Source organism: Anoxybacillus sp. FSL W8-0104 (assembly GCF_038004465.1).
GTDB classification, from domain to species: domain Bacteria; phylum Bacillota; class Bacilli; order Bacillales; family Anoxybacillaceae; genus Anoxybacillus; species Anoxybacillus flavithermus_G.
Map to the genome: position 1 here is coordinate 2,536,863 of NZ_JBBOQU010000001.1, position 13,560 is coordinate 2,550,422.

Here is a 13,560-nt window from a genome sequence, read left to right on the forward strand (position 1 = left end):
GGTATGTGCGTTTTCTCTCGTTTTAAAAACCTTTCAATGCTTGCAATGCCTCGTAAATCGGTGTCCCTGAAGATTGGCGAAGGTATGGGATGTTATCTCGTACCACTTCTGTCATTTGCGTTTGCACGCGCTTCAGTGCCTTTTTCACGATCGTTTCTCGTTTCGTTTCTTCTCGTTCTTCCGCGCCATACATCACTCCATCGCGTGTCCGAATGAGTAACGTATCTTTTATCGCGACGATCGCTCGCAACATCGCTTCAATCCCTGCATCCCTCCAACTTCGACCGTTTTTACTTCGTTTCGCAAACACATGCATCGTTCCTTCCGCACTCCCCATCGCCCTCATGTTTGTCGTGTCAATCCCTTTTTCCTTCAACCATACGCGATAGTCACGCAAACATCCTGGCATCTCCTCGATTCGACGAACAAGCGCCTCGAGTTGCTTTTCCTTCTCCTCATGTTCTAACGTACCGATGGCACTTGTGAGTTCTCGTAACACACCTTCTTCATCCCATGATGCTAACTTCTTTCGAATCACCCGATATCTCGCATGACCTCGGAACAATTGACGAATCTCTCTTGCCACATGGAACCGATCAAGCTGAAAGTACCCCCTGTCCCCGAAATATTCTCGACACGCTGTAATCCATGGGGCTCCATCTCCATTGATGACCACCCAATCCTCAAACGGATCATAGCTGTATTCCTTCATCAGAAAATTCTCTACAGCTTCCCAAATCGGTTCATTCGTTTGATGAACCATATACCGTCGATTCACTAAGGATACGCGTTTCCCGTTTTTCTCCCATCCTTGGTGAATCGTGATGATCTTTTCTTCTTTTCCTTTGATGCGGCTTCGTTGACGTTTCACGTACAACCCGTCTGCTTCGATAAAAAACACGCGCCCTTTTTTCTCCATCGCACGGTGCCCTTCCACCTCTGCCTCGATGATGGACTGGCGAATCGTTTCGTGACTCATACATGCATACCCCACCAGCTTTTCAAGCGACTGCGCAGCCTGTCGATACGAAGAACCCGTCACGGCGAGATGAATCGCTGTCTCCTCTAATAGCGGACTCACTCCATGCGCCCCATCGAACTGGAGAAAGACATCGAGTAAAGACGTATACACCTTTTTTTCACGGTCAAAGTAGTAGTTTCGCTTCACTTCCACCTCTCCAAATAGCGTTTGGAGTCGGATCGTCCGCTTATCTTTGAGCGCATATCGTTTCTTGTCCCTCTGTTCTGCCAATGTGCGGTCGATCTCCTCCAACACCTGTTGAAGGAGATGACCATATTGTTTTTGCATATGTCTAAATAAAGACTGTTCGATCTCTTTTAATGTCAAGCCGTTTGTGATATAATCCTGCATGGGCTCCACTCCTTTCTTTGGTTGTATTTTTTTTTCACACTTACTACCTTACCAGGAGGAGAGCCCGTTTTTCATCTATTTTGCTTACATATCTGACAGGTTCCTTATTATACCAAATCAGGAACCTGTCTTTTTTTCTCCCACAAACATTTTACTCATACGACGACTTCAGTGGCAACGGCAACTAACACTGTTGTGATAACTTTTTCCCACATGCTCTCTCACCTCCTTTTAGCCCTACTCACGACAGTTATATAATAATGTCGGGAGTTTTTTGACGCTGGAATCATAGAGATTTCTTGTCGCCCATCGAATCTGCCATGTATGGTTGAAATCTATTTAGTTTTGTCGTGAGATTGCCGAAAGAAATGTCGTCAGTCGGTCTCATTCCCGGCTGATTCGCTCCAAGTAGCGGATGTAGCTCTGCAATAGGTTCCGGTCGTCACGGTCTGCAATCCGACGCAGAGCGGCTTCGATTTCCCTTTGGCTAATCTCAATCTCCTCGTCCACCGCCTCCTCGAGCAGCAGCTGAACGAGCTCGTCCTCGCTAAGCATCTCCCCGTAGCCGTCCAGTCCGTAGCTGTATTCCCGGTAGTACGGCACCCCGTCAATGATGATGCGATGGTATTTTGCCATTTTCCCTTCCCCTTTCATTTGGTCTAGCCGTGAGATTCTCGGACGAACATCCGCCAATCTCAGACATATATTTCGTAAGCGATTGGCTCTCCATTCTTTATCCACACTTCGTACAACTTCTTTCTCATCTCCTCATTGACGACCACTCCGGCAATCCATTCGTATCCTTCTGCATCCACGTACATTAGTGCCTCCAAAAGCAGCGGGTTCGGCAACTTCTCTAGGTGCTCTGCGGGAACAAGCAACTCGTCAATTTCGTCATGATAGAACTCATACGCCTCATAGCCCACTTCGTCATGCGGCACTTCCATGTTAAACTCGCTTTTCATCTTCTCCACGAACCAGTCGATATGCGACATATTCTCATCTCCTCGTATAGTATGTTTAGAAAGATTTTTAAATCGAATTTCCAGTTGGATATGCTCCTTGACAATCGCATATGTGTAAGTGATTTGCCCACGGGGGAGGGGCGCGCCCCTCCCCCGTGGATGGCACTACATCGGGGTTGGACTTTTCGCGATGTTCTTGGATAATGGTCTTAGGATCATCGGGGACACTCTTCTCTCTCCTGTAGCTTTGACTACTTAGAAAGTCTGTCTCCCCGGCTCCTGTTCGGACTTCTAACCCGCAGGCTGTTCCCGTTGGTTTCCCATGCTGGAAGGAGCAGCTTCCAGGCAGCCCATGGCCCAACGTGAGTTCTCATATGCGAGGGTGACTGGTCAACAGGCGCGGTCCGGGGGCATCCCGAAGAGTCCCAACCCCACGATCCTACTACGATTGGAGGTGATCTCATGAAACTCTACGTCGGGATTGACGTGAGCTCAACGGACTTATACACGTGTATCATGGATCAAGAAGGAAACACGTGCGCCCAATTCAAGGTGGACAATCATCTCCTTGGCGCGACCTTCCTTCGCGATCAAATCCTCCTGTGGGCCAACAAGCTCCAACCATCCGAAATTCTCATCGGGATGGAAGCCACTTCGGTCTACAGCTGGCATCCAGCGATGTTTTTCCACCAACAGGAGGAGCTGAAGTCTTGGAATGTCAAGGTGTTTACCATCAATCCAAAGCTCATTCGCAAATTTAAAGAAGCGTACACTGACTTGGATAAAACGGACGGCATCGATGCGTGGATCATCGCCGATCGGCTTCGCTTTGGCCGTTTGAAAGTGACAGCTGTCATGCAAGAACAGTTTATCGCCCTTCAACGGCTCACGCGCATGCGCTATCATCTCGTCCATCAGCTGACTCGGGAAAAGCAGTACTTCCTCCAACACTTGTTTTACAAGTGCAGTTCCTTTACCCAAGAGGTGGACAGCTCCGTGTTCGGACATGCCATCTTAGAGCTTCTTCTCGAGTCGTTTAGCTTAGACGAAATCAGTCAGATGGACGTGCAACAGCTCGCTGACTTCTTGCGCCAAAAAGGACGCAATCGCTTTGCCGATCCGGAATGCATCGCCAAGTCCATTCAAAAGGCGGCTCGTTCGTCGTATCGGCTTTCCAAATGTGTCGAGGATTCCATCGACTTGCTTTTAGGGCTATCGATTCAATCCATCCGTAGCCTTCAAGCGCAAATTAAAGAGCTAGATAAAGCGATTACTCGCCATTTGGAAGGCATCCCAAATACGTTACAAACGATTCCCGGCATTGGTCCGGTCTACGCCGCTGGCATCTTAGCCGAAATTGGACAAATCGAGCGCTTTGACAACCAAGCCGCCTTAGCAAAGTATGCAGGTTTGACTTGGTCTAAGCACCAGTCCGGTCGGTTCCAAGCCGAGGAGACTTCCCTCATTCGTTCCGGCAATCGCTATCTCCGTTACTACCTAGTGGAGGCTGCCAACTCGGTACAACGGCATGATGCGTCGTTTCGCACCTATTACCGGAAGAAGTATGAGGAAGTACCAAAGCACCAACACAAACGAGCCCTCGTCCTCACCGCTCGAAAACTCGTGCGTGTGATCGATGCGCTGCTACGCAACGGTCAAATCTACACGCCAAGAAAGGGGGAAGATCGATAGGGGTATCGATCTAACTGATTTTGCATTAAAACCCAGTTAATGACATAAGACAAGACTGGGCTTCTTAAGTATTGCCTTTTTTCGGGTCATCGGACAATCGAATTTCCAATTTCGATGATTTTTCACCTTGACATATTACCGCAGGACTTTCAAATGTAGCCTTTTTCTTTCAGCGACAAATATCGTTCAGGGCAAACAATCAAATGGTCTAGCACATCGATGCCAATCACCCTTCCCGCCTCTACTAACCGTTTCGTTACCTCAATGTCCTCCCTCGACGGCTCGCAATGACCGCTGGGATGATTATGGGCGACGATGATGGAAGCCGAGTTGGAGAGAATGGCAGCCTTCATCACCTCCCTCGGATGTACGATGCTAGCGTTCAGGCTTCCGACATGGCAAACGTTGATGGCAGTCGGCTGGTTTTTCGTGTCAAGGCAGACAACGACAAACTTCTCCCGGTCGGCTTCCACGAGGAATGGCTTCAGCAGCTTATACGCGTCTTCTGGAGATCTGATTTGACGCTCCCTGTACAGCACGCTAGACTCACGAACGAGCTTTAGGCTGACAATGTTGACGCGCTTCGCTGGCTGTTTGGCAGGCACCTCTCTTTCTAGCAACTCCAGCCGTTGGTGGTTGATGGTTTGATACTTGCTCATCCTTTTCCCCTCCTAAAACAAAAATAGCCCCAATTCCCCGAAAGGAATTGAGGCGTTCAAAGATATAATATATGCTTCAAATGACGTTTGATGCAGAAAAAAAGAAACAGAGAGCCATACAACGACTCTCTGTTTCTATCAATCTTCGTCGGCAGGTGTTTGACACCGTGTCCTTGAAGTAGGCACATACGTCACTTATATGATTATCTATCTCGTTGCCCGAACTAATCGAAATTCTGTATTACCACATTTTCGACATGGGGGTACTCGTTCACCTTTTACACACGTAATTTCATTTCCACATGATGTGTTTGTACATTTATAAATACCTGACTGTTCAACAATGCCACCCGTTCGAATGTTAGCCATAACTATCCCCTCCTCTTTTTTAAAAAATCCGTATACTTTCTGTAGTCCGTCAATCAAACAAAGTGACAGCATGCGCCCCCTTTTCCTTTTCGACAAAAATCACCCATTTCCTTCATAAGTTTACAAAAATATCGAATACAAAGCCCGTTATTAATCTACAGTTATATTCGCCACATTCTTTCCATCACGAACAGCCTGTACGTTTACTTTCATATCCTTATACTCTTCTTTCAGCTCTTTTGCATATTTTTCAGCCAATTTCTTTGCATCCACATCGCTAACTTTTTTATCTAACACCAACGTTCCTACTGCCATGCCGTTTTGTGTGTACACTTGACCGTCAAGCACACCTTTCTCTGCTTTCACTTTCTTCGTCAGTTCTTTATTTTGCTTTAGCTCATTTGTTTTTTCTTCTTTTACCGTTGTTTCTTCCTTCTTTGGTTCATTTACTTTCTTAGCTTCATTTGCTGAACAGCCAACTACCAGCAGCAAGACTAAAAATAGGCTAATCCATATCTTTAATTTCATTATGTATGCCTCCCATATAATTATCCTACTCCATTACTATACCATTGAATAAAATTGTACCTAAACAAAAGAGGTATCAGAGAATTTACTCTCTATCGAGCTTCTTCAAATACATGTTCGACAAACTTCGGGGCGTGACAGGCACCCTACCCATCCGACGAAGGAGTCGGGTCAGACGATGGATGGTTGTGGGCCACAATAATCGAAGCGGAGTTCGATAGAATCGCTGATTTGAACACCTCCCTTGGATGCACGATGCTTGAATTGAGACTGCCTATGTGGCAAATGTTGATGGCAGTCGGCTGATTTTTCGTGTCAAGGCAGACAACGACAAACTTCTCACGGTCGGCTTCAACGAGAAACGGCTTCAGCAGCTTGTACGCATCTTCCGGCGACTTGATTTGGCGCTCCTTGTACAGCACGCTAGATTCTCGAACGAGCTTCAGGCTCACGATGTTGACGCGCTTCGCTGGCTGCTTGGCAGGCACCTCCCTTTCTAGCAACTCTAGCTGCTGACGGCTGATAGTTTGATACTTGCTCATCCTTTTCCCTCCTAAAACAAAAATAGCCCCAATTCCACGAAAGGAATTGAGGCGTTCAAAGATATAATATATGCTTCAAATGACGTTTGATGCAGAAAAAAAGAAACAGAGAGCCATACAACGACTCTCTGTCTCTATCAATCTCCGACACCTTTCGACAGGTGACAGGCACCGTTCCCAAAAATTATTTTGAAAAAAATGAAATTGCTATATTTATTTACCGATCTTCTACAATCTTCAGGGCGTTCTCATCCTCGAATATTTAATACTTTGGTAATTAGAAACATTGATTCCTTCAAGAACAATATTAACGCAATTATACTTAAGATAAGGACAAAGAAAATAACGATTAAACCTTCATTAATCATATTTTCAAAATAAGATAGTACTAATAGCATCAAATTAAAAATTACATAATAAAAAAACCCTCTAATTAAGGTAACCAATTGTTTTTTCTCTTCATTTAATTGACTTTTTAGTGCTACCACTATGGCTACTATTATACTTGCAAATCCAACCGATGCTGTTACACTGGCATTAACTATTGTATGAATAAAATTCCGAATATTCTCCCCCTTTAAATTGGGAGTAGTATAATAATGAAAAAATAAAACTAAAAAAGAAATAATATACGCCCCAACTATCGTGTAAAATATCGCTTTATCAAGTCTAGCAAACAAATTACACTCCCCCATCCCAATCTCTATTTTTTGTAACATACTAATGAGCACTGAACAGTCTCTCTTTTCAGTAATCCACCACCTGCTACACAGTCTCGTCTTCAACATCCGCACCCATGGCATATTTTTTCACAGCTTCAATTCCTTCTTTGCATTTCTGCTTAGTCGAATATGTTTCGCTAGTTGCAACAACCTCATTGTTAGGAGCTATCAAAACAAAATAATATTACCCGTCTCTACTTGACCTTATTTTAAATTTTGCGCTTCTTGAATAAAAAATCACCTTTCTTCCCTCCTTCCCATAACCAAATGTCTCACCTATCTATAATAAGAGCGAGTTTCGGAAAGGAATCAGTTTTCTTACTTCTCTTTTCTTACACCCTTAAACGGGCTGTTGCTTGACGTTTTCACGTCCATAAATCGACCGTCCTCACCACGTTTGACCCATGAGTCCGTCTTTGGATTATATACTTGAGAACGATTTTTCACAGCACCAATTCGATAATTTTCCCCTGTATTTTTAGCCATTTCAATCCTCCCTCTCTTCTCCGAACCCCGCCACAGATAAACAATTCGACATATAACGAAAAAAACCTTCATCCATTCATTTTTATTTTTCGACAAATTTCGCAAACAAGACGAACATTTCCACACCAGCACACTCCCCTCCCGAACGAGCTTCAAACTCACAATATTCACGCGCTTTGCCGATGGCATACGACTCCCTCCTCAAACAAAAATCGCCCCCATTCCAAACGGAACAAAGGCGTTCAAAAGTATAATATATATTCCAAACCTCGTTTAATGCGAAAAAAAGAAACAGAGAGCCATATGACTCTCCGTTTCTACCAATCTTCGACAAACTTCGGGGCGTGACAGGCACGCAACCCCTTAAGATGAAAATGATTCGTCATAAAACAATATGAAGCAATTTCAAACGGAATGTTTTCATGAAGCTGTTCGAGGATATGCAAAAACGCACGAAAATCATTCGCTTCTTTAAACAACGGATCACGCCGATTCCCACGACAAACGATATGATAAAACAAACGCGGCACCCATATCCGCCTCGCCCGTCCCACACACCTCACCTCACACGAACTTTCTCGCCATATCCCTTCGACAAAAACAGCGAAAATCCTGCATCAAAAGAAAAATTTCTCTCGACAGGTGACTGGCACGCACTTGCCAAACCAGCGATATCATTTGTATAATATAAGCAGATACTTCATAAACTGTAGTTGAGCAATTTTCGTTACAATAATTACCATTTAAAAAGAGACAAACAGGGTACCCCTTATGCCACGTGGAGCTGTTTTTTCACGGTATCAATGGGAATATTTTGTTTTGCTGCACGATAAATGAACTCCACGAGGCTATGTCCTTTTCTCTTGCGCAGGAGATCGAGCCCATCCGAAAAATCACTGTTAGACTCGAACATGCTGTACACATACGCAAGTTGCACCAAGATCCAATACCGTTTCACCGCCCGACGCCCGCGAACGCGGTATCCATCGAGTTTCAGCTGGTCTTTCGCTTGACGGAAAAAACATTCGATCGACCAACGTGCAGCATAGTAGCGCAAGATCTCTTCATCGCTTAGCTCGCGATCGGTGCTCAAGACGCAATGAAGATGTTTCGGCGTCATCGGCTGATCGGCTTTCCATGCGAGCAGCACCACGGCATCCTTGAGACCGTTCAGAGCGCCTTCGTAGCGATACACCCGATAACGCTCTTTTCCCACCGTGACGAGGCGGGTATCCCGTGGCTCCATAGATTTGGCAAATTCTTTTGCTTGAATGGCCGTCCCTTTTGGATAGAGAATCCGATTCGTCTTCAGCATCGCGATGACGTGGAACCCTTTTTTTAAGCAGGCTCCCACGAGGGTTTTCGATGGATACCAAGAGTCCATGAGCACATAAACGGGTCGACTCACATCCAACGAAGAAAGCATCTCGATCGCGAGTTCCCCTTTGCTTTTCCCCGCCGTCTTGTCGTAGAGGCGAAAGGCAAAAGGAAACGCTTGAGTCATCGTATGAACCATGAGCCAAACGAGAGAATGTCCCCAAATCGATTTTTTCTCTGCGTGAGAATAGTGCCAATCACACCCTTGAATGGCGTGTGTTGCCCGTGACGAGGGCTTCGTTTTTTGGCAAATCGTATCATCGATCGAAACAAAAATGGGTTGATTCTCTCGTTTCGAGCTGCGTTCGACACGATGAAGCACCCACTGTTGGAGTTTGCGAAGCAGCGTCTCTTCCTCCCATGGGCTTTTCGTGAAAAAATGGCTCAGTGTCGTGCGATGGTTCGGATGAAAACTCCCATGATGTAGATCGGTCAGCGTTCCCGAAAAGCCCTTTGTAATCATCGCATCCACGATATGAACGAGATGCTTCATGACAGGTTTCGAGAAATAAAGGGCCAACCCCAACATCGTCAAAAACTTGTGGATTCCTTGGTGATGTGCTAATCTATTCATGAGACATGAACCTCCTTGTGAATGGTTTGTTGGCACATCTATTCTAACCAAGGAATCGGGTTCATGTCTTCTTTTTTGTTTGGTTGTAAATTTATGTTAGTAAATTTGCTCATCTACAGTTCATAAAATAAAAAAGCTGAGTGCGGTGAACACTCAGCAGGCAACTACATGCCGCAAGAAGAGCGGCTGACCTTTAGATGTGTAACAGATAAAAAAGAAATAACCGTTTCACACCTTTGGTCGAGGGGGACGGTTATTTCTTTTTGTTTATATAGACGACGATGGTAACAGTCAATGTTAGCAAGGAACTGCTTCGATAATATAAGCGTATTAATTATGCGCTAAACTTGAACATGCAAGTTATGATCCTGTCTACTTGTACCATCAATGATGAAAGGGGTATTCAATGCCTGCGAGATTTTAAAAAGTGTCTCTACTCTAGGGCTTGTAAGCCCCGCTTCAATTCTCCCAATCGTGGATTTTGGAACTCCAATACGGTCTGCAAGTTCCTGTTGAGACATATTCAGCTGCTTCCGTCTTGTTTTGATCTGTGAAGCTATAGTTCCCTCTAATTGAAGTTTTTGAACATGCTGCTCGCCTCGAATGGCTGCATATTTCTTAAAAAAATCACTCATTCTTTTTCCCTCCCAGTTGATCAATAAAGGTAAGGATCAAAAGCGCAATAACTTTCATATGCTGATTCGGCAGGCACAATATCCTCTCGTCTTATCGCTCCATTATACTGCTTGTCGAAATAATGGAGCAGTATGACTTTTGAAAAATTGTGGATCGCAAATATAATCCTGTGATTTCCAGTTCTTCCACCCCTTATACCCCATCTGTAAAAATTATCATAACGAGTATTCATGCTAAGATGTTTCAATGATGGAGGGGTTATATCGTCCAGAAAGCTGTTGTCCTCTGGATCAGAAGGATATGGATTATGTTGAATAATCGTAAGTTGCCTTGCATATACATCAGCAACATGACACCATATACCCGAATGACCTTTTTGTCTAAGTTCTTGCTCTGCCTTATTCAAGAGATAATTTTCAAATTCCTTTACATTTCCTGTGTATATTACCTCAAACAACATCCTCTACCCTTTACATAATATTATTACACATATGATAGCATTTATGCTACTGAAACACAATAATTTATAATTAGGGAATACTGAACAACTTTTTTTCTAATAAATAGATTGCCATTCCGTAGCTGTATTCCCGATAGTACGGCACTCCGTCAATGATGGTGCGATGGTATTTTGCCATTTTCCCTTCCCCTTTCATTTGGTCTAGCCGTGAGATTCTCGGACGAACATCCGCCAATCTTAGACATATATTTCGTAAGCGATTGGCTCTCCGTTCTTTATCCACACTTCGTACAGCTTCTTTCTCGTCTCCTCATTGACGACCACTTCGGCAATCCATTCGTATCCTTCTGCATCCACGTACATTAGTGCCTCTAAAAGCAGCGGGTTCGGCAACTTCTCTAGGTGCTCTGCGGGAACAAGCATCCTCAAAATGCAGAAAAAGAAACAGAGAGCCGTGTGACTCTCTGTCTCTATCAATCTTCGACAATCTTCGGGGCGTGACTGGCACGCTACCCATGGCAACCCGATCTACTTGTTGGCGCAGCACTTTTTCGCCCAACAAGGGATTTCTTTCGATGTCCGTCAAGTCATCGGGCTGACAAACGAGGATCCTGTGTCCGAGGAATATCGACCACTTAAACAGATCATTGAACGATTCAACCGAACGTTTAAAGGCAACTACCGACCGACTCATGGGTTTGGCGCAGAAGAAGGCTCGGTTTCCTTTGTCACACTCTTTGTGGCGTATTTCAACTTCTTGCGTCCGCATAGCGCGTTAGAAAAACGGGTACCGGTCGTCATCCCAGCATTAGAGAGCCTTCCGCATATGCCGGCACGTTGGGCAAGGCTCATTGTCATGGCTCAAGAGATGTTGACCCAACAAGCTGCATCCTAAGGACGGATTCGGCGGAGCGTACCCTTGACCATCCGAACCTCGCCAAAGGTAAAATCAGGATAGGGCAAGGGCTGCTTTCCTATGCCCTTCTTTTCTGCCCTTGCCCTTACTGACCGTTTTTCTCCTTTGGCGAGTGTTGGTCAAGGGCGAATCCAATTCCACTATCCTCTTTATTTTCCTTCAACAGGTAGACCATGATGACTTTTCATAGATTTTTTGACGCTACCCATCGGGGAAGTGGTCAACCGCCCACCCTGCTTATGTAGCTGCTACAGAGATTGTAACATTTTTCTATCACCCTCGCAATTTCAACAACCACTACTACAAAAAATGCCACAGAACATCAACAAAAATGCAGAAAAAGAAACAGAGAGCCATATGACTCTCTGTCTCTATCAATCTTCGACAATCTTCGACGGGTGACAGGCACCCTACCTATGATACAACGACTCTCTGTCTCTATCAATCTCCGACACCTTTCGACAGGTGACAGGCACCGTGCCAAGGACTCTTTAATCCTTCATTCAGATCAAGGAATGCCATATCGATCAACAAGATGGAAAACGCTGATGGATACATTTTCAATCACACCAAGTATGTCGAGAAAAGCGAATGCGCTTGATAACGCATGCATAGAAAGCTTTTTCTCCTACCTTAAAACGTAACTATTCACTCCGATAGTAGTATGTAAAGAAGCGCAACACAAATAGGGCATCCCCGTAATAGAAAATGCCCTAAGTGGTAGAAAGAACGCGATCAAGCGTGTCACCCGTCAACAGAAGACATAACGAATCCCACACGTTTTTTTCGTGTTTCGTCAGTGTGGAAACGATGCTTCTTGTGATACAAAAAGACTGGGCGAATGTTTCTACGCGAAACGTACCCGAAATGTTCTCTTTGACTTTAACCATGCGAAGATCGCGTTCGGCTTGGTTGTTGTCAAAGGGAACATGTACTTCACGTAAGAAACGCAACGCTTCTTCCTTTCGTTTCTGAAGCCGTCGAACAAAAGCGAGTGCTTTTTTCGGAAGAGGTGTCATCGTTTCCAATCGATGTTGTGCTCTTTCTAGGATGCGATCATACACTCGTTCCCACCGTCTCGCTTCTTCTTCGGAAAGTGCACCGTGATGGGCTTCGACGGCTTGCTTGGCGGCTAACAGAAACGTGGTCATGCGCATCGCCCACGTATGCCCTTGTTCGATGAATCCTTTTAACTCACGCAAATGGTGGGCATGACAAAGGGCATGGGTGGCATGTGTGTATTTCGGATACGTACCGAACCCATCGTGCATCATCGTCCCTTTGTATTGTGGAAGAATCCCGATCTCATCCGTTGCTTTCTTTCCACGAGAAGCGTGAGAAGCCAAGTATGTATATCTCGATGTACACGCGACATGCACCCATGCGAGTTTCCCATTGATGCGCAAACTCGTTTCATCGACATGCAGGATGTTGGATTCAAGTAAGGCGTCTTCGATGATGTCCATATTTGATTCCAGCGCTTCGCGTCCTCGTTTCACCATATTGGCAAGGGTTCCTGTACTAATCGAGTGTTGATATAACGCTTCGATTGTATCACTTAAACGCTTGTACGGGATCAATTGGATATGATGTAAATAAACAACGAGCGCAGTAAGGCGTGGACCGTATTGCACATGATTCGTGACATGGGATGGGAATTCGGCTTGTTGCACGCATCGACAATGCGGACACGATTTCACTTCACGTTCATGTTGTGTCACCTCGATCGCCACAGGAGGGACATCAAACACTTGACGGATATCGACTTTGAACGGTTTGACGTCACGCAAAGAAACCCCACATCCTTGACACGTATGCACACGGTGGACGACACGATGATGTGGATGTTCCACTTGACGGAGCGTCGTTCCTTGATGTCCTTCTTGTCCGCCTGGCTTGTTGCCAGATGGTTGACGAGAAGAACGTGTGTTGGCAAAACGGTCAGAAGATGGGGGCAAATGGCTATTGGAGCTGTTTTTTTTCGTGCGTGCTTCCAGCTCTTGAACACGGTACTTCAGTTGTTCATTTTCTTTGCGTAGCTGTTTGTTTTCTTTCAACAGTTGCTCAATGACTTGTTGTTGGTGAGTAATGAGCTGCTTTTGTTGTTGGACTTTGCTGATTAAGCTTTCAACTGTAAATACAGCTTGTTGTACCGTCAACATGCGATTCACCTCCTTGTCTATCAATATTCACATCATAGACAGGAAAAGCAAAAAATATTCAGCTCACTTTATGATGTGGCTGAATAGTTACCTTAAAACA

General features: G+C 45.0%; 15 protein-coding genes and 3 pseudogenes. 2 read left to right on the forward strand and 16 right to left on the reverse strand.

Translation table 11 applies throughout. The features are described 5' to 3' along the window. Nucleotides 1–22 precede the first annotated feature (22 nt). From NST18_RS13565 to NST18_RS13575, 3 genes are all read right to left on the reverse strand, one after another. Complete coding sequence (locus NST18_RS13565) at nucleotides 23–1,372, reverse strand: ISLre2 family transposase (RefSeq protein ID WP_064214294.1); 1,350 nt, start codon at nucleotides 1,370–1,372, stop codon at nucleotides 23–25. 384 nt (nucleotides 1,373–1,756) lie between these two features. After that, a complete protein-coding gene (locus NST18_RS13570) occupies nucleotides 1,757–2,008 on the reverse strand; it encodes a hypothetical protein (RefSeq protein WP_190304957.1) in 252 nt (83 codons plus the stop codon). 59 nt (nucleotides 2,009–2,067) lie between these two features. Further along, nucleotides 2,068–2,367: a hypothetical protein gene (locus NST18_RS13575; protein ID WP_340721550.1), complete on the reverse strand. Its 300-nt coding sequence runs from the start codon at nucleotides 2,365–2,367 to the stop codon at nucleotides 2,068–2,070. A gap of 432 nt (nucleotides 2,368–2,799) precedes the next feature. Between NST18_RS13575 and NST18_RS13580 the strand changes: the two genes are divergently transcribed. After that, nucleotides 2,800–4,029, forward strand: a complete 1,230-nt coding sequence (locus NST18_RS13580) for an IS110 family transposase (protein WP_064214420.1) — start codon at nucleotides 2,800–2,802, stop codon at nucleotides 4,027–4,029. Nucleotides 4,030–4,178: 149 nt separating this feature from the next. Here the strand turns inward: NST18_RS13580 and NST18_RS13585 are convergent, their stop codons facing one another. The 12 genes and pseudogenes from NST18_RS13585 to NST18_RS13640 all read right to left on the reverse strand — a co-directional run bounded on the left by NST18_RS13585 (nucleotide 4,179) and on the right by NST18_RS13640 (nucleotide 10,805). Continuing rightward, nucleotides 4,179–4,688: a JAB domain-containing protein gene (locus NST18_RS13585; RefSeq protein ID WP_340721551.1), complete on the reverse strand. Its 510-nt coding sequence runs from the start codon at nucleotides 4,686–4,688 to the stop codon at nucleotides 4,179–4,181. 207 nt (nucleotides 4,689–4,895) lie between these two features. Further along, nucleotides 4,896–5,057 carry a zinc ribbon-containing protein gene (locus tag NST18_RS13590; protein ID WP_196762576.1) on the reverse strand — a complete coding sequence of 54 codons (162 nt, stop codon included), beginning with the start codon at nucleotides 5,055–5,057 and terminating at the stop codon, nucleotides 4,896–4,898. 150 nt (nucleotides 5,058–5,207) lie between these two features. Then, nucleotides 5,208–5,585, reverse strand: coding sequence for a hypothetical protein (locus NST18_RS13595; protein ID WP_340721553.1), 378 nt, complete (start codon nucleotides 5,583–5,585; stop codon nucleotides 5,208–5,210). Between the two features lie 152 nt (nucleotides 5,586–5,737). Then, nucleotides 5,738–6,127: pseudogene (locus tag NST18_RS13600) on the reverse strand (JAB domain-containing protein); the annotation flags it as partial. Nucleotides 6,128–6,375: 248 nt separating this feature from the next. Beyond that, entirely contained in the window at nucleotides 6,376–6,858 is a 483-nt protein-coding gene (locus NST18_RS13605) for a hypothetical protein (RefSeq protein WP_340721554.1), read from the reverse strand. A 34-nt stretch (nucleotides 6,859–6,892) separates the two neighbouring features. After that, complete coding sequence (locus tag NST18_RS13610) at nucleotides 6,893–7,021, reverse strand: YegP family protein (protein ID WP_340721556.1); 129 nt, start codon at nucleotides 7,019–7,021, stop codon at nucleotides 6,893–6,895. 146 nt (nucleotides 7,022–7,167) lie between these two features. Next, complete coding sequence (locus NST18_RS13615; RefSeq protein ID WP_340434680.1) at nucleotides 7,168–7,335, reverse strand: hypothetical protein; 168 nt, start codon at nucleotides 7,333–7,335, stop codon at nucleotides 7,168–7,170. 344 nt (nucleotides 7,336–7,679) lie between these two features. Then, nucleotides 7,680–7,889: pseudogene (locus NST18_RS13620) on the reverse strand (transposase); the annotation flags it as partial. Between the two features lie 215 nt (nucleotides 7,890–8,104). Further along, entirely contained in the window at nucleotides 8,105–9,286 is a 1,182-nt protein-coding gene (locus tag NST18_RS13625) for an IS701 family transposase (RefSeq protein WP_088223255.1), read from the reverse strand. Nucleotides 9,287–9,627: 341 nt separating this feature from the next. Beyond that, nucleotides 9,628–9,921 carry a helix-turn-helix domain-containing protein gene (locus NST18_RS13630; protein ID WP_064214363.1) on the reverse strand — a complete coding sequence of 98 codons (294 nt, stop codon included), beginning with the start codon at nucleotides 9,919–9,921 and terminating at the stop codon, nucleotides 9,628–9,630. A 20-nt stretch (nucleotides 9,922–9,941) separates the two neighbouring features. Then, the gene (locus tag NST18_RS13635) at nucleotides 9,942–10,382 is read right to left on the reverse strand and encodes a hypothetical protein (RefSeq protein ID WP_064221009.1); all 441 of its coding nucleotides are present in this window, start codon (nucleotides 10,380–10,382) and stop codon (nucleotides 9,942–9,944) included. 237 nt (nucleotides 10,383–10,619) lie between these two features. Next, nucleotides 10,620–10,805 (reverse strand): hypothetical protein, encoded by a 186-nt coding sequence (locus tag NST18_RS13640; protein ID WP_340720902.1) that lies wholly within the window; start codon nucleotides 10,803–10,805, stop codon nucleotides 10,620–10,622. 94 nt (nucleotides 10,806–10,899) lie between these two features. Between NST18_RS13640 and NST18_RS13645 the strand changes: the two are divergent. Then, nucleotides 10,900–11,277 (forward strand): annotated as a pseudogene (locus NST18_RS13645) (DDE-type integrase/transposase/recombinase); the annotation flags it as partial. A gap of 734 nt (nucleotides 11,278–12,011) precedes the next feature. Here NST18_RS13645 and tnpC read toward each other — a convergent pair. Continuing rightward, the gene (gene tnpC, locus NST18_RS13655) at nucleotides 12,012–13,460 is read right to left on the reverse strand and encodes an IS66 family transposase (RefSeq protein ID WP_088223283.1); all 1,449 of its coding nucleotides are present in this window, start codon (nucleotides 13,458–13,460) and stop codon (nucleotides 12,012–12,014) included. Nucleotides 13,461–13,560: the final 100 nt, after the last annotated feature.